Annotated in this window: 12 protein-coding genes; 6 read left to right on the top strand and 6 right to left on the bottom strand. The window is 73.2% G+C overall.

The window, feature by feature from the left end; genetic code table 11:
• Window positions 1-35 precede the first annotated feature (35 nt).
• The 3 genes from ACEZDG_RS16525 to ACEZDG_RS16515 all read left to right on the top strand — a co-directional run bounded on the left by ACEZDG_RS16525 (window position 36) and on the right by ACEZDG_RS16515 (window position 1,961).
• Complete coding sequence (locus ACEZDG_RS16525) at window positions 36-602, top strand: hypothetical protein (protein ID WP_380509384.1); 567 nt, start codon at window positions 36-38, stop codon at window positions 600-602.
• Window positions 603-708: 106 nt separating this feature from the next.
• On the top strand, window positions 709-1,215 hold the full coding sequence (locus ACEZDG_RS16520) for a SigE family RNA polymerase sigma factor (protein ID WP_380509381.1): 507 nt from the start codon (window positions 709-711) through the stop codon (window positions 1,213-1,215).
• A complete protein-coding gene (locus ACEZDG_RS16515) occupies window positions 1,212-1,961 on the top strand; it encodes a TlpA family protein disulfide reductase (protein ID WP_380509379.1) in 750 nt (249 codons plus the stop codon). Before ACEZDG_RS16520 ends, ACEZDG_RS16515 begins: the two co-directional genes overlap by 4 nt.
• A 16-nt stretch (window positions 1,962-1,977) precedes the next feature.
• Here ACEZDG_RS16515 and ACEZDG_RS16510 read toward each other — a convergent pair whose 3' ends face one another.
• From ACEZDG_RS16510 to ACEZDG_RS16490, 5 genes are all read right to left on the bottom strand, one after another.
• Entirely contained in the window at window positions 1,978-3,015 is a 1,038-nt protein-coding gene (locus ACEZDG_RS16510) for a TolB family protein (protein WP_380509376.1), read from the bottom strand.
• A gap of 162 nt (window positions 3,016-3,177) precedes the next feature.
• Window positions 3,178-5,619 carry an N-acetylmuramoyl-L-alanine amidase gene (locus ACEZDG_RS16505; protein WP_380509373.1) on the bottom strand — a complete coding sequence of 814 codons (2,442 nt, stop codon included), beginning with the start codon at window positions 5,617-5,619 and terminating at the stop codon, window positions 3,178-3,180.
• Between the two features lie 242 nt (window positions 5,620-5,861).
• Window positions 5,862-7,010, bottom strand: a complete 1,149-nt coding sequence (locus ACEZDG_RS16500) for a flotillin family protein (protein ID WP_380509370.1) — start codon at window positions 7,008-7,010, stop codon at window positions 5,862-5,864.
• A 13-nt stretch (window positions 7,011-7,023) separates the two neighbouring features.
• Complete coding sequence (locus ACEZDG_RS16495; RefSeq protein ID WP_380509367.1) at window positions 7,024-7,284, bottom strand: hypothetical protein; 261 nt, start codon at window positions 7,282-7,284, stop codon at window positions 7,024-7,026.
• Window positions 7,285-7,436: 152 nt separating this feature from the next.
• Window positions 7,437-8,924, bottom strand: coding sequence for a PucR family transcriptional regulator (locus ACEZDG_RS16490; protein WP_380509364.1), 1,488 nt, complete (start codon window positions 8,922-8,924; stop codon window positions 7,437-7,439).
• A gap of 220 nt (window positions 8,925-9,144) precedes the next feature.
• Between ACEZDG_RS16490 and ACEZDG_RS16485 the strand changes: the two genes are divergently transcribed.
• The 3 genes from ACEZDG_RS16485 to ACEZDG_RS16475 all read left to right on the top strand — a co-directional run bounded on the left by ACEZDG_RS16485 (window position 9,145) and on the right by ACEZDG_RS16475 (window position 13,317).
• Complete coding sequence (locus ACEZDG_RS16485) at window positions 9,145-10,005, top strand: FAD binding domain-containing protein (protein WP_380509361.1); 861 nt, start codon at window positions 9,145-9,147, stop codon at window positions 10,003-10,005.
• The gene (locus tag ACEZDG_RS16480) at window positions 9,996-12,731 is read left to right on the top strand and encodes a molybdopterin-dependent oxidoreductase (protein WP_380509358.1); all 2,736 of its coding nucleotides are present in this window, start codon (window positions 9,996-9,998) and stop codon (window positions 12,729-12,731) included. Before ACEZDG_RS16485 ends, ACEZDG_RS16480 begins: the two co-directional genes overlap by 10 nt.
• Before the next feature lie 100 nt (window positions 12,732-12,831).
• Window positions 12,832-13,317, top strand: a complete 486-nt coding sequence (locus ACEZDG_RS16475) for a molybdopterin-dependent oxidoreductase (RefSeq protein ID WP_380509355.1) — start codon at window positions 12,832-12,834, stop codon at window positions 13,315-13,317.
• A gap of 57 nt (window positions 13,318-13,374) precedes the next feature.
• Here the strand turns inward: ACEZDG_RS16475 and ACEZDG_RS16470 are convergent, their stop codons facing one another.
• Window positions 13,375-15,081, bottom strand: a complete 1,707-nt coding sequence (locus ACEZDG_RS16470; RefSeq protein WP_380509821.1) for a galactose-binding domain-containing protein — start codon at window positions 15,079-15,081, stop codon at window positions 13,375-13,377.
• Window positions 15,082-15,393 lie beyond the last annotated feature (312 nt).

The following is a 15,393-nucleotide window of genomic DNA, read 5'->3' as shown; positions in this document are numbered from 1 at the left end:
GGTAGGCATGGGCTGTGCGCTTTGACTCCGTTCCCATGCCGCCCGCCGTCGAGGCCAGGCCGCGTGACAGCCGTGGCTACCCCGTGCCCGCGATCACTCCCTGGGAGGGCGGCGAACCGCAGTTCGCCCTCACCGGCTACGACCAGAGCGCCGCGTGCGCGGAGCAGCGGCTCTGCTCGGTCTGCAACACCCTGATGCCGCGCGGGCCGGTCTGGCGGGTGGTCGGCGGGACCGAGAGCGCGGCCATCGCCGAGGCGCTGGCGGCGGGGCGTCCGTACCGGAACATGGCGCCGACCCTGGAGGGGCCCGGCCACCGGGCCTGCATGCTCTACGCCTCGATGGTCTGCCCCTACCTGGCCCGTCCCAACGCCCGGCGCGGGATGTCCGCGGCGCAGCCGGACGACCTCACCGCCCATGTGGTCCGCGGCGCGGTCCGCGGCGGGACGGGCGCGGTGGTCGGCTTCGGCGACTACGAGTTCGCGGTCACCGGTTCCCAGGTGCTGTTCCGCTTCCTCGACGTGGTCGAGTTCCTGCCGCACGAGCTCTCCGACTCGCACCTCCCGGAGCTGCGGGCCGAACTGGCCGGACGCGCCCGGGGATGACCGCCGCTCCCTGCTGCGAGCCTCCGCACTGCAACACTTCGCCGCTCCCGTCGCACTGATACGGGTGGAGGCCGTCCAGCCGGACGGCCGAGGGGAAGAGGTGCGCATGGGGCAGGACGACGGTGCCCTGGAGGATTTCATCGACGGGCGGCGCGAACAGCTGTTCCGCAGCGCGTTCCTGCTCTGCGGCAACCGCGACGAGGCCGACGACCTGGTCCAGACGACGCTGCTCAAGGTGGTGCTGGCCTGGCGTCGGCTGGAGCGGATCGACAATGTCGACGCCTACGCCCGGCGGACCCTGGTGAACGTCTTCATCGCGTCCCGGCGCCGGATGTGGTGGCGCGAGCGGCCGTTCGGCGAGCTCCCGGAGTCCTCCGCCCCGGCGGTGGACCTGGACGCGGGCCTGGCGGTGCAGGCCGCGCTCGGCCGCCTGCCGGTGAAGCAGCGGACGGTGCTGGTGCTGCGGTTCTGGGAGGACCTCAGCGCCGAGGCCACGGCCGACCTGCTGGGCATGCGCCCCGGCACCGTGCGCAGCCATGCCTCACGCGGAATCGCCGCGCTGCGGGCCGCCCTGCCCCACGGGATCCACCAGCTGCAGAGCGAGGAAGCATGAACGACGGCGAGCACGGCTACGGCGAGCACGGCCAGGACCATGAGGACGTCCATCAGCTGCTGGCCGCGGCGGTCTCCGGGGTCCGGCCGCCGCCGGGTCCGCCCGCGGCCGGGCTGATCGCCCGGGCCCGCCGGCGGCGCCGGGCGCACCGGGCGCTGGGTTCGGCGGTGTGCGCGGCGGCCGTGGCGGCGGTGGCGGTCGGGGTGGTCGCGCTGGCGCCGCCAGGCCCCCGGACCTCCGGGCCGGCCGCGGTGGCGGACACCCCGAGCCTGGTGACGCCCCTGATCGTGGAGGTGTCGACGGTCGGACGGCAGTCCGCGCCGGAGCTCGCGGGCCAGGACCTGGACGGCAAGAGCCTCAGCCTGGCCCAGTACCGGGGCAAGGTGGTGCTGCTGACCTTCTGGGGTTCCTGGTGCGTCCCCTGCCGCGCCGACGCGGCGGCCGTGGAGGCGGTCCGCAGCGGGCCCCGGGCCGGGGGCGTGCAGTTCCTCGGCGTCGACACCCGGGACGGCACGGTCGGGGCGGCCAAGCAGTTCGCGGCGGACCACGGCCTGGGCTTCCCCAGCCTCTACGACCCCACCGGCGGCCTGTGGCAGGAGTTCCGGCCCTACGCGGACGACAGCGAGTCGATGCCGCTGACGGCGGTGGTCGACCGTCAGGGCAGGGTCGCCGCCTGGGCCAGGACCCCGCTGACGGAGCAGCAGCTCGACGCGCTGCTGGCTCCGGTGCTGGCAGAAAGGCCGTAGACCTCCGGCCCTGCCCCTAGCCGCGGTAGGCCGGGAGGCCGGCGGTGGAGGAGATCCGGGTCGGGGCCGCGGAGCCGTCGGACGGGAGGGTGGCGACGCCGTTCGGGACGCGGGCGGCGATGGTCCTGCCGTCCGGCGACCAGGCCGGCTCGGTGTAGTCGGTGGTGGCGGTCGGGGTGAGGTCCTTGGCGACCCGCTCGGGGCTCTGCAGCGGCTCGGTGAAGAGGTGGTCGTGCCCGGCGACGGAGCGGACGAAGGCGACGGTCTCCCCGTCCGGGGAGAGGGCCGGCTCGGAGCCGGGGGCCACCTCGGCGACCTGCTCGCGGACGTTCTCGTCGAGCACGTAGATGTCCCCGGTGCCGGCGTTGGCGTAGACGGTCGTCCCGAGCTTGCCGCTGCTGCTGGGCCAGGCGTTGCCGGCGTGCGGCAGCCCGGGACCGTCGTAGTCGGTGCCGGTGTCGGTCAGCTGCGGGGCCTTGCCGTCGGGGGTCGCGGACACCCGCTTCACCTGCAGCACCCCGTTCTTCGACGCGGCGAAGATCAAGGAGGTACTGGCCGGGGACCCGTACTGGCTGTTGGCCTTGATGGTCTGCCAGGTCGGGTGCGACCAGTTCTCGCCGCTGGGCGCGCGGGCGACCAGGACCCGGCCGCTGCCGTCCGGGTTGGCGGTGTCGAGGTTGCCGTTGCCGTCGATGAACGCGGCCCTGGTGCCGCCGGCGTTCCAGGCGAGGTCCCTGACCACGGTGCCGAAGTCGACCGAGGTGCCGTTCATCAGCACTCGGCTGGTGCCGTTGCTGATGGTCAGTCCGTTCTTCGCGGTGCCGTTGAGGACCGGTGCGGCGGGTCCTGACGGCGCGCCGGGGGCTGACGCCGAGGCCGACGCCGACGGCGCGGCGGTGGGCGAGCCGGTGGCGCCGCTGCCGGGCACACCCGCGGCGGGGGCGCCGGCGCCGACCTTGACGGTGGAGGCGCAGCCGGTCAGCACCGTGGCCGATCCCGCGGTGACGGCGATGGTGAGAGCGATGGCGGCGGCGGTGCGAGAACGAGAGGACACGGTTTCCCCCAGCGGCATGGGCGCCCCGGCACACGGCACTGGCGCGATACCGAGAAGGCTGTCACCCGGATGTCCGGGAACGATGTGTCCCCCGTCACAGCCGTGCAACAGCCTTCCTGGTCAAGCCCTCTGCCGGTCCGTCAGCGCCCGGTCACCCCGTCGTCACCCCAGGACGGCGATGCCGTCGGTGGTGACCGTGGGGCGCTTGGCGGTGCCGACGACCACGATCTTCAGGGTGTGCTTGCCGGAAGTGCTCCAGCTCTTGGCCCAGACCGCCTGCCGGTAGAGCGTGGACGAGGACCTCAGGTCGATCAGGGCCGCCTTCACCCCGTCCACGTAGACGTACGCCTGTCCCGAGGTCGAGGCGCGGGAGACGATCCAGGACACCGAGCGCCCGGTGAAGGTCCAGCTGATCGACGCGTTCTTGGCGCTCGCGCTGTACGAGGCGCCGCCGAGGTAGCTGCTGCTGGTGCGCTTGGTCCAGCTGCCGGTGCGCTTGGCCGAGGTCTCCTGGACCAGGCTCGGCGTACGGGTCACCGAGGCGTAGGCGGAGTTGCCGGCCACGTCGGTGGCGCGCAGCGTGAACAGGTCGGCACGGCCGGGCGTGGCGTTGGTGTTCCAGCCGGTCGTGGTCGGTCCGAAGGTCGCGGCGCTGGGGGCGGTGGCCTGGACCGAGGCCAGGGCGCCGGTGTCGGTGGCCTTCCAGCTCAGCGTGACCGGGACCGCCGTGGTGCTGACGGCGCCGGTGCGCAGGGCCAGCGAGGGCGCGGTGCTGAAGCGCGGGGCGGTGGTGTCGCTGACCAGGGTGACCGGCGTGGAGGTGGCCCTGCTCCCGGTGATGTGGGTGGCGACCACGGTGACGGTGTGGCTGCCCGCCCCGACGGTGATCGCCGCGTGCGTGCCGAGGCCGTTGGTGTGGGCCTTGACCACGCCGTCCACCAGCACGTCGAAGCCGGAGATGACCTGGCCGGGGGTCGCGGTGGTCCAGTTGACCGTGGCCGCGCCCCGGGTCAGGTAGCGGGTGCCGGACTTGGCCGCGCCGCCGTTGAGGCTGGTCACGGTGAGGCCGGTGACCGGGCCCACGGCGTAGCCGCGGATGGTGGCCAGCGCGGTGTAGAGCTGGTTGCCGGGGCAGTCGGTGGCGAAGCCGTCGCGGTGGCCGGAGATCGCCTTGAAGGTCTCCTTGGCGTTGAGCGGGAACTTGCCGCCGGCGGCGGGGGCGACGCCCTCGACCAGCTGACCGGTGCCGGTGGAGGGGTTGATGCCGGACATGCCGAGCTTCCAGGCGGCCAGGTCGGCGATCGCGCCCAGCATCGCCTTGGTCGGCGTCGCGCCCTTGTTGCCGCTGGACTTGGAGTCACCGCCGGTCAGGTCGGTGTAGGTGCCGATCGCGGCGATGCCCATGCTGTTGGTGTTGAAGCCCAGCGTCTGCGCCCCGGTCACCGGCAGCGCGCCGCCGCCGAAGCGGCCCTCGAAGATGGTGCCGCACTTGTCGACCAGGTAGTTGTAGCCGATGTCGCGCCAGCCCTCGCTCTGCACGTGGTAGGCGTAGACGGAGCGGACCATGGCGGCGGAGGTGCTGCAGCTGTAGCTGTTGGAGTCGTCGGTGTGGTGCACGAAGACCACCTTCACCGCGCTGCCGTAGTCCGGGTAGCCGTTCTCGCGGATGCACTCGTCCGCGCCCCAGCCGGCCCGGCTGACGACGGTTGGCGTCGGGATCGTGGAGCTGGTCGCCGGGGGCAGCGGACTGGGCGCGCTCTGCTGGGCGGCCGGGACGGCCGTGCAGCCCTTCCCGGTCGGGTAGGCCGCGGCCAGCGAGGGGAGCTGGCTGGGCCAGGGGGTGGCGCTGGGTGTCGGGCTGGCCGGCGCGGTGGTGGTCGGGGCGGCGGCGGGGGTGGTCGGCGAGGGCGAGCCGGTGTCGGGAGCGGTGGCGGTCGCCGACGGGGTGCCCGGGTCGGTGGGGGTGGTGCCGGTGTCGGTCGGCGTCGGGTCTGCGGACGCGGGGTCCGCGGGGGCGGTGCTGTCGCCCGGGTCGGCGCTGCTGGAGTCGGTGGGGTCGGCGTCCATGGCGAAGCCGGCCGGCTGCGCGTCGGCGCTGCTGCGGGCGGTGCCCGGGTCGACCAGGGCGACGCTCAGCCCGGCCGGCAGCGCGGTCACGCCCTTCGCGGCGCGGACCCTGGCCTGCACGCCGTCGGACGGCCCGACCCAGTGCGGGGAGGTTCCGCCGCGCACCCCGGGACGGTCCACCTCGGAGGCGTCGGGGGTGTCGTCCTGCTCCAGCGGTATCCAGTCGCCCCAACTGCCGGTGGCGGAGGAGCGGGTCCGCACCTCCACCGTGCCCCTGAGCGTGGCGTGGGCGTCGGTCCAGGTCACCCCGACCGAGCTGAAGGGCTTGGTGGAGCGGCCGGTCAGCACCCGGTCGGTGCCGGTGCCGCCGGTGAGTGCCAGCGAGGCGACCGAGGTCCGTATCGGCCCGGTCGCGCTGTCGGCGCTCGTGCCCGGCCCCCCGGCCGCGCCGGAGCCCGAACCGTGGTTCACCGCCACCGCGACCCCGGTGGCGGCCACGAGGACGACCCCCGCGGTGACCAGAACCCGGGTTCGCAACCCGACGGCACTCCGTCGTGCGGACTTCCTGCTGTGCCCCATGCCCCACCCTCAGTCGTGCCGGTCGCGGTATGCCCACGATCGTTCTCAGCAGGATCCTAGAGGCCGCTCTGCATGAGCAGGACAGGGCCCCCGCCCGTGACCGCGGGACGCCGCCGGAGCCGGACAGCAGTGATCCCGGCAGCCCTGGGGCCACCGGGATCAGCCTGCCGCGCACGGCAGTTGGCAGGGCTTCGGCAGGGCTACGGCTCGATCTCGACCGGGCCGTCGCCGTTGCTGCTGTTCTTCCGCTTCTCCGCCGAACGCGCCTGCGGCGAGCCCAGGTTCTGCCGGACCGAGTCCAGGATGGTCAGGCCCTGGCCGACCAGTCCGGCCGCGATCTCGCCGAGGCCGTCCGCGCCGTTCAGGACGTTGACGTTGGCGCCCTGCAGGCCGGCCGCGGCCTCCTTGACGATCTGCGGCAGCTGGTCGATCAGCATCCGGTCCAGCGCCACCCGGTCGTACGACGCCGCCGCCTCGGCCTGGATCTTCATCCGGTTCGCCTCGGCGGTGGCCAGCACCCGGATCCGCTCGGCCTCGGCCTCGGCCGGGCGCACGATCTCCGCCACCAGCTGCTGCTGCCGCAGCTCGGACGCGCGCTGGGCCAGCTCGGTCTGCGCCAGCAGCACCTCCTGCTGCGCGTGGGCCTGGGCCAGCGGCCCGGCCTGGGCGGCCTCAGCCTGCGCCTTCTCGATCTCGGCCGAGTACTGCGCCCGGACCACCGCGGTCTGCCGGGCGTACTCGGCCTGGTTCCGCTCGGCCACCTGCTGCGCCTCGACCGCCTGCTGGGTGGCGTTCGCCTGGGCGATCTGGGCCTGCCGCTGGATCGCGGCCTTGTGCGGGGCGGACATCGCCGCGATGTAGCCGGTGTCGCCGTCGTCGATGGACTGGATCTGCAGCGAGTCGACGCTGAGGCCGATCGTGGCCATCTCGGTCTTGGAGGTCGCCAGCACCTCGGAGGCCAGCTTCTGCCGCTCGGTGACGATCTCCTCGACCGTCATCGAGCCGATGATGGAGCGGAGGTGGCCCGCGAAGATCCGGCCGGTCAGGATGGACATCTGGTCCTGGTCGGACAGGAACCGCTGCCCGGCGTTGACGATGCTCTCCTTGTCGTTGCCGACCTTGAACGCGATCACGGCGCGCACGGTCAGCGCGATGCCCTGCTTGGTGACACAGGTCTCGGCGACCTCCGCCTCGCACAGCGCCAGGGTCAGGAAGCGGGTCTTCCGGAACACCGGGAGCACGAACGCGCCGTGGCCGGTCACCACCCGGAACGGCGCGTCACCCATGCCACGCCTGCCACCTGAGATCAGCATGGCCTCGTCGGGGGCGGGAACCCGGTAACCGAACATCCTTCACATCTCCTCAACCTGCGTCGCCGGGATCCCCGGTCAACGCGTCCAATGGATCCACGGGCTCGGCCCAGGCGACGACATCCACCTGGCGGCTGCCCCGTGATTCGATCACGAGCACGGGAGTCCCCTTCGCGAGGGGCTCCGGGGACCAGGCGAGGAAGGTCTCGGTGCCACCCCTGACACGTACCAGCACCTCGCCCGGACCGATGCTGCCGAGGGTGCGCACAAGCAGCACCCCGGTACAGCCGATCACGGCCTCGTCCGGCACCATCGGTGGCCGCCCCCCATCATTCCGATCCTGAGATCCAGACCCTAGCGCTCCTCTACCCGGCGGCCCATGCTTTGACCACGGGGGGAGGCCCTGATTCGGCTGCTCTCCGCGCCGCCGGGGGACGGCGGTGTCGTGAACGGCGTAGTACCAGCCTATTTCGACCGGAACGGCCCGTCCTCCCGGGCGGGGCAGAGCAGGGCGGCCCGCAGATCGGTCCGGTCGGCGAGCCGGGCCAGGCTGCGGCCGGTGAGCTCCTCGATCCGGCGCACCCGGTAGTGGACCGTGTTCACATGGACGTGCAGCGCCTCCGCGGTGCGGGCCCAGGAGCCGTCGTGGTCCAGGAACACGGCCAGGGTGTCGACCAGTGAGACGCTGCCGCCCCGGTCGTTGGCCAGCAACTGCCCCAGCAGCCGGTCCCGGTACGCGGCGGTGACCTGGGCCGGGATGCCGGCCAGCAGCGCGGCCAGCGAGTCCAGGCCGGCCGCGTCCGCGTAGGGATCGGCCGAGGCCAGTGCGTAGCGGGCGCCGACGAGCGAGTCGCGCAGCGCCGGGACGGCCGGGTCGGCCACCGGCCCCACCCCGATCCGGAGCACGTGCCCGGGCCCCAGCAGGGCCTGCAGCCGGGGCAGCAGCGGGCGCAGCTCCCCGGCCGGTCCCGCCAGCACCGCGGCGGCCTCCCCGCGCTCGTCGGTCCCGGCGGTGAAGCGGGCCCCGGCCAGCCGCAGGAGTTCGCCGAGCGCGTCCACGGCCCAGGCGGTGGGCGCCCGGTCGATCCGCGCGGCGACCGTGGTCAGCGGCGTGTCGGAGGGCAGGGCGCAGCGGTCGAGCGCATGCGAGAAGTCGCCCCGGTCGGCGGTTCCGGAGGCGGCGAGCAGGTCGAAGAGCCCGGCCGCCGAGCTGCGCAGTTCGCTGTCGCGGGAACGGGCGCCGAGGGCCGCCGGGGCCAGCAGCTCGGCGAGGGACCGGGCCTGGGCGGTGGGTCCGGCCGTGTGCAGGTACCAGCCGTCGAAGGGCGAGGCGCCGGGCGCCCCGACCGGGACACCAGGGCCGGCGGCGGTGGCCGGCGCGGTGGCGTCGGAGGCGGGGTCGGAGGCGGCGATGACCCGGCCCGCCACCGAGAGCACCGCGCAGTGCGGCAGGCCCAGCCGGGCCACGGCCCGGGCCAGCACCAGGTTCTGCGGCGCCCCTGTCTCCACCATCGCGGCCAGCTCCTGCCTGGCCGACTCCGGCAGCGCCCCGGCCGGTGCGGCACCGCTGTCCAGGCCGCCCCACAGCCGCAGGTAGATCCGGTCGGTGACGGTACGGAAACTGGTGCCCGCCGGGATCGAGATCAGCGGTATCCGGTGGATCCGGCAGGCCTCGACCAGGCTCGGCGGCACCTGGCCGTGGGTGCCCTCCCCGGCGAGCAGCGCGGCCACCCGGGCGCTGCTCAGCGAGGTGGCGAACCTCAGCGCCGCCCCCGACTCCGGCTTCCACCAGACCAGGCCGCTCAGCACCAGCTCGCCCGGCTGGAGGTAGCGGGCCGGGTCCTGCAGGTCGGTGGAGGTCACCCCGGTCACCGGCCGCTCCAGCAGGTCGGCCGTTCCCCAGGCCAGTCCGAGGGGCAGGTCCTCCAGTCGCAGCAGGTCTCCGACGATCATGTACCGCTCTCCGTACCCGGTCGTTCCGTATCACGAGGTCCTGCCGCAGAAGCGAGGGAAAGATACGTCCTGTCATCGTAGATGCGAGTGAAAACGACGTACATGCCTCTTGGTGGATCCACCAGGCCAGCAGGTCGCGGCTGGTGTTCCCGACCAGTCGTCGCCTGTAACACACCGCTGCTTCAATCGGCCCGAGGACGTCGGAAGGGGCGGAACGGGAATGGACCTGCACACGATCACCGAGTCCGGTCCGGTGCACTGGGCGGAGCCCTGGCGTCCCGGCGACGCCTGGCTCGGCGGGGGCACGTACCTGTTCTCGGAGCCGCAGCCGCACCTGCGCCGGCTGCGCGACCTGTCCGGGGCCGGCTGGCCGCCGCTCACCGTCCGCCCCGAGGGGCTGGAGATCGCCGCGACCTGTACTGTCGCCCAGCTCTCGCGGTTCGTCCTGCCCGGTGCGTGGGCGGTCAACCAGCAGCTGGTCACCCAGTGCTGCCGCTCCTTCCTGGCCTCCTTCAAGATCTGGAACATGGCCACCGTCGGCGGCAACCTCTGCAACGCGCTGCCCGCCGGGCCGATGATCTCGCTCACCGCCGCCCTCGACGGCGTCTGCCTGCTGCGCGCCCTGGACGGCGGCGAACGTCGGCTGCCGGTCGCCGAGTTGGTGACAGGAGCGGGGCAGAACGCGCTCGGCGAGGGCGAGTTGCTGCGCTCGGTCACCCTGCCCGACGCCGCGCTGCGCGGCCGTACCGCCTTCCGGCGGGCCTCGCTGCACCGGCACGGCCGCTCGGCCGCCCTGCTGATCGGCCGACTCGACCCGGTGGACGGCTCGTTGACGCTCACGGTCACCGCCTCCACGGTGCGTCCGGTGCTGCTGTGGTTCCCATTGCCGCCCGGGGCGGGCGAGTTGCGCCGGGCGCTGGGGTCGGCCGTGCCGGACGGCAGCTGGTTCGACGACATCCACGGACTCCCGGACTGGCGCCGCCATATGACGCTCCGTCTGGCCGAGGAGATCCGCCGGGAACTGCAGGACAGGGAAGCGCGGGATCGGGACGACCAGGAGAGGAGTGCCCCGTGCGGGTGACCGTCAACGGCGAGGAGACCGCCGAGCCGGCCCGTCCGGGCCAGTGCCTGCGCACCTATCTGCGCGAACGCGGCTGGTTCGGGGTCAAGAAGGGCTGCGACGCGGGCGACTGCGGCGCCTGCACCGTCCATGTGGACGGGGAGCCGGTGCACAGCTGCCTCTACCCGGCGTTCCGGGCCGACGGACGGACCGTCACCACCGTGGAGGGCCTGGCCGGAGAGGGCGAACTGCACCCGGTGCAGCGGAAGTTCCTGGACGCCCAGGGCTTCCAGTGCGGCTTCTGCACGGCCGGCTACCTGATGACCACGGCCGCCCTGGACGACGAGCTGCTGGCCGACCTGCCGCGCGCCTTCAAGGGCAACCTCTGCCGCTGCACCGGCTACCGCGCCATCGAGGACGCGGTCCGCGGCGTGTGCCAGGTGGAGGAGCCGGCGCCCGGCGAGGCGGTGGGCCGCCACCTGCCCGCCCCGGCCGGGCCGCAGGTGGTCACCGGGACCGCCCGCTACACCTTCGACCTCGCCGTGGAGGGCCTGCTGCACCTCAAGCTGCTGCGCTCGCCGCATCCGCACGCCCGGATCCGCTCGATCGACACCGCCGAGGCGCTGCGGGTCCCCGGCGTGGTCGCCGTGCTGACCCACCACGACGCCCCCGAGCGGCTGTTCTCCACCGCCCGGCACGAGCACCCCACCGAGGACCCGGACGACACCCGGGTGCTGGACGACACCGTGCGCTTCGTCGGCCAGCGGGTCGCCGCCGTGGTCGCCGAGAGCGAGGGCGCCGCCGAGGAGGGCTGCCGCCGGATCGCCGTCGACTACGAACTGCTGCCCTTCGTGCTGGACCCGGAGCAGGCGATGGCCCCGGGCGCCCCGGTGATCCACCCCAAGGACGCCGCCGGGGCCAGGATCGCCCGGCCGGGCGACAACGTGGTCGGCGAGGTGCACGGCGAGACCGGCAGCGTCGAGGACGGCTTCGCCGAGGCCGACGTGGTCTACCAGGAGGAGTTCCGGACCCAGCGGGTGCAGCACGCCAGCCTGGAGACCCATGGCGCGGTGGCCTGGTTCGAGGAGGACGGCAGGCTGGTCGTCCGCTCCAGCACGCAGACCCCGTTCCTGACCAGGCGCGCCCTGTGCGCCCTGTTCGACCTGTCCGAGGACCGGGTCAGGGTGCTGGCCGGACGGGTCGGCGGCGGCTTCGGCGGAAAGCAGGAGATGCTGGTCGAGGACGTGGTGGTGCTGGCCGCGCTGCGTACGGGCCGTCCGGTCAAGCTGGAGTACACCAGGGCCGAGCAGTTCACCTCGGCCACCACCCGGCACCCCTTCACCGTCCGGGCCAAGGTGGGGGCGCGCCGCGACGGCACACTGACCGCGATCCAGCTGCGGATCGTCTCCGACACCGGCGCCTACGGCAACCACGGGCCCGCCGTGCTGTTCCACGGCTGCGGCGAGTCGGTGTCGGTCTACCGCTGCCCCAACAAGAAGGTGGACGGCTACGCCGTCTACACCAACACCGTTCCGGCCGGGGCGTTCCGCGGCTACGGGCTGGGCCAGGTGGTCTTCGCCATGGAGCAGGTGCTGGACGAGCTGGCCCGGCGGATCGGCATGGACCCGGTGGAGCTGCGGGTCCGCAACATCATCGGCCCCGGCGAGCCGATGATGACCGCCGACGGCGCCGAGGAGGACCTGCACATCGCCAGCTACGGCCTGGACCAGTGCCTGGAGGTGGTCCGGGGCGCGGCGGCGGAGCCGGTGACGGAGGGTCAGGTCCCGCCGGGCTGGCTGCTCGGCGAGGGCATGGCGATGTCGATGATCGCCACCGGTCCGCCCGGCGGCCACTTCGCCGACGCCACGGTGACCCTGCTGCCGGACGGCGGCTACGACCTGGCCGTGGGCACCGCCGAGTTCGGCAACGGCACCACCACCGTGCACAAGCAGATCGCCTCCGGAGCCCTGGGCACGACCGCCGAGCGGATCACCGTCCGCCAGTCCGACACCGATGTTGTCCGCCACGACACCGGGGCCTTCGGCTCCACCGGCACCGTGGTCGCCGGCAAGGCCGTGCTCCGGGCCGGGACCGCGCTGGCCGGGCTGCTGCTGGACTTCGCCGCCGAGCAGACCGGCACGGCGGCGGCCGACTGCCGGCTGGAGCCGGACGCCGTGGTCTGCGGCGGACAGCGGCTGGCGCTCAAGGACCTGCACCGGGCGATGCTGGCCGCGGGACGCGAGGTCGCGGCGGCCGGCCACTGGGGCGGCACCCCGCGCTCGGTGGCCTTCAACGCCCAGTGGTTCCGGATCGCGGTCGACCCCGGCAGCGGTGAGCTGCGGATCCTGCGCAGCGTCCACGCCGCCGACGCCGGGAAGGTGATGAACCCGATGCAGTGCCGGGGCCAGGTCGAGGGCGGCATCGCCCAGGCCCTGGGCGCCACGCTGTGGGAGCAGGTGCTGATCGACGAGCGGGGCGCGGTGGAGACCGCCGCCTTCCGCCGCTACCACCTGCCGGCCTTCGCGGATGTGCCGCGCACCGAGGTCCACTTCATGGAGACGGCCGATACGATCGGCCCGCTCGGGGCCAAGTCGATGAGCGAGAGCCCCTTCAACCCGGTCGCCCCGGCCCTGGCCAACGCGCTGCGCGACGCCACCGGGCTGCGCTTCACCCGGCTGCCGCTGACCCGGGACCGGATCTGGCAGCGGATGCAAGCCGTGGATGGAATAATGCCTGGCATATGCTGACCCATCATTGAGCTGATCACCGCAGGTGCGATTCAGTGGAGGCCGTGCCGGGTACGCCACCCCTGTCGTCCGTACGGTGCCGCCTCGGAAGGGGCTCCAGATGAGTCGCTCCAACCCCGCAGTCCTCCTGCACGGCCACCTCGACCGTCCGGCGGAACTGACGGTGGAACAACTGCGCAGCCTGCCCTCCCACCACGCCGAGGTCACCTTCGACTGCAGTAGCAAGGGACCCCAGCACCACAGCTTCGACGGCCCGATGCTCTGGGACGTGCTGCGCACCGCCAAGCCCTGGCTCGAGGCCGGCACCCGCAAGGCCAGGCTGGGCCACCTGCTCACCGTCACCGGCGCCGACGGGCACTTCGTGCTGCTGTCCTGGGCCGAGATCGACCCCGAGTTCAGCGGCCAGCAGATCCTGCTGGCCACCAGCATGGACGGCCGTCCGCTGGACGAGGCCGGACCCCAGCTGGTGGTCCCCACCGACGTCTGCGGCGCCCGCTACATCAGCGGCATCACCACCGTCTGGGTCGGCCCGCTGCGCGACTGGACCGAGGCCGCCCCCGCCGCCGCCCTCCCCGCGGACCGCTGAGGGCCCCGACCGACGTACGGTCGGGGCCCTCGGCGGTCTGGCCGGCGGCGGCTGCGGTCAGCTGCCGTAGACCTGGAACTCCCAGAGCGAGTAGCCCCACTGGGTGGCCCGGGCGGTGCCGTAGACCCGGACGTAGCGGCCGGTGCCGCTGACGTTCAGGGTCTGGTTGCCACCGGTGCCGGTGGTGGTGGAGTAGACGGTGGTCCAGTTGCTGCCGTCGGCCGAGGTCTGGATCTGGAAGCCGGTGGCGTAGGCGGCCTCCCAGTTCAGCACCACCTGGCTGATGGTGTGGCTGGCGCCGAGGTCGACCTGCAGCCACTGCGGGTCGGTGAAGGCGCTGGACCAGCGGGTGCCGGCGTTGCCGTCGACCGCGTTGGGCGCGGTGAAGCTGGCGTTCTCCACGGACGAGGCGGTGGCCGTCTTGCCCTGCGACAGCAGGGTGGCGGGGCCGCCGGTGCCGCCGCCGTTCGACGGCGTGCCGTAGAGCGCGAACTCGTAGAGCGAGTCGCCGTACTGCGAGGCTCTGCTGGTCGCGTTCACCCGGACGTAGCGTCCGGAGCCGGAGAGGCTGAGGTCCTGGATGTCCACCGGACTGTTGTTGTTGGTGGCGATGGTGGTCCAGTTGGTGCCGTCGTTCGACGTCTGTATCTGGTAGGCCGCCGCGGAGGCCGCCTCCCAGGTCAGGGTCGCGTGGCTGAGGTTGTAGTTCTGGCCGAGGTCGACCTGGAGCCACTGCGGGTCGCTGAAGCCGCTGGACCAGCGGGTGGTGATGTTGCCGTCGGTGGCGTTGGAGGCCGGGAACTGGGCGCTCTCGGCGGACGAGGCCGTGGTGGGCTTGCCCAGGGCGATGTCGGTGCCCGAGGCGGCGGCCGGCGCCTTGTTGTAGACGGCGACGTAGTCCACGTTCAGCGCTCCGCCGGAGACGGTGCTGGCGTTGGGGCCGCCGCCGAAGGCCGCAGGGAAGGCTCCGCCGATGGCCAGGTCGAAGATGATGTAGAAGGAGTGGTCGACCGCGTTGGCCCAGGTGGCGGCGTCGACCTGGTTGGAGTTGATGGTGAAGTAGACGGCGCCGTCGAGGTAGTAGCGGATCTGCTCGGGCGAGGTGGACCGGTCCACCTCCACCGCGTAGGTGTGGTAGCCGGTCTGGCAGCCGGCGCAGGCGCGCTCACCGCTGCCGATGCCGGTCGACTCGTTGCACGGGCCGCCGGGGCTGACTCCGCAGTGCAGCGTCCCGAACAGCGAACTGCGGCCGTTGATGTCCTCCATGGCGTCGATCTCGCCGGAGCCCGGCCACGGCACGCCGATGCGCAGCGGCGAGCCCAGCATCCAGAAGGCCGGCCAGTACCCGGCGCCGTTCGCCGTGGTGACGTTGGGCTGCTGGATCGAGGCCTGCATCCGGACCACGCCGCCGGGCTGCGCGCCGAAGCCGTCGGCCTGGGTCTCCACCCGGCCCGAGGTCCAGCCGGCGTTCGGGTCGGTGCCCGAGTGCAGCGCCTTGAGTACCAGGTGGCCGTTGCCGTCCTCGTACACATTGGCGGTGCTGGTGGTCGTGGTCTCGATCTCACCGGTGCCGAAGTTGGCGCCGGCGCCGGCGTCGTAGCGCCAGGTCCCGGTGTCCAGCGCGGAGTTGGCGGCGCCGTTGAAGTCGTCGCTCCAGGTGGTGGTGAACCCCGAGGGCGCGGCGGGCACGGCGGCGGGCTGCACCGCGGCGGCCACGGCCCGGGCGGCGGTCGGCTGGGCGGAAGCGGCGGGGGAGCCCGCCATGGTGACCGCGGCAACGGCACTGAGGACCAGCAGGCCGACGGCGAACCGCCGTTCCGGTCGGCGGCGGCTCAAGCGAAAGCGCGTGCCTCTGAGCGACATGTGAACTCCTGATGGGTGGGGGATTCCGCGTGCGGGCGGGGTCGAGCACGCCGCTTCTGGCTGGGGAGCGGCGGCGTGGAGGGAGTCGTGAGAGCGCTCTCAGGAGAATCCGCCCTTAGTCGGAGCACTGTCAAGAGAACGGGCCCGTTCCGCAACTCCCGGTGGCCTGAGCGGAAGTCAGCTGGGTGGGCGTCAGCTGCCGGTCACCCGTTC

The sequence above is a fragment of the Streptacidiphilus alkalitolerans genome, assembly GCF_042511045.1.
In the GTDB taxonomy this organism is placed as follows: Bacteria; Actinomycetota; Actinomycetes; order Streptomycetales; family Streptomycetaceae; genus Streptacidiphilus; species Streptacidiphilus alkalitolerans.
The sequence above is the reverse complement of the archived record's forward strand: the minus strand, read 5'-3'. Positions and strand labels throughout refer to the sequence as shown.

Excerpts from the sequence above, each read along its gene's own strand:
- ACEZDG_RS16525 (WP_380509384.1), top strand. The coding sequence starts at position 36 with ATGCCGCCCGCCGTCGAGGCCAGGCCGCGTGACAGCCGTGGCTACCCC.
- ACEZDG_RS16520 (WP_380509381.1), top strand. The coding sequence starts at position 709 with ATGGGGCAGGACGACGGTGCCCTGGAGGATTTCATCGACGGGCGGCGC.
- ACEZDG_RS16515 (WP_380509379.1), top strand. The coding sequence starts at position 1,212 with ATGAACGACGGCGAGCACGGCTACGGCGAGCACGGCCAGGACCATGAG.
- ACEZDG_RS16500 (WP_380509370.1), bottom strand. The coding sequence starts at position 7,010 with ATGTTCGGTTACCGGGTTCCCGCCCCCGACGAGGCCATGCTGATCTCA.
- ACEZDG_RS16495 (WP_380509367.1), bottom strand. The coding sequence starts at position 7,284 with ATGGTGCCGGACGAGGCCGTGATCGGCTGTACCGGGGTGCTGCTTGTG.
- ACEZDG_RS16490 (WP_380509364.1), bottom strand. The coding sequence starts at position 8,924 with ATGATCGTCGGAGACCTGCTGCGACTGGAGGACCTGCCCCTCGGACTG.
- ACEZDG_RS16485 (WP_380509361.1), top strand. The coding sequence starts at position 9,145 with ATGGACCTGCACACGATCACCGAGTCCGGTCCGGTGCACTGGGCGGAG.
- ACEZDG_RS16475 (WP_380509355.1), top strand. The coding sequence starts at position 12,832 with ATGAGTCGCTCCAACCCCGCAGTCCTCCTGCACGGCCACCTCGACCGT.
- ACEZDG_RS16470 (WP_380509821.1), bottom strand. The coding sequence starts at position 15,081 with ATGGCGGGCTCCCCCGCCGCTTCCGCCCAGCCGACCGCCGCCCGGGCC.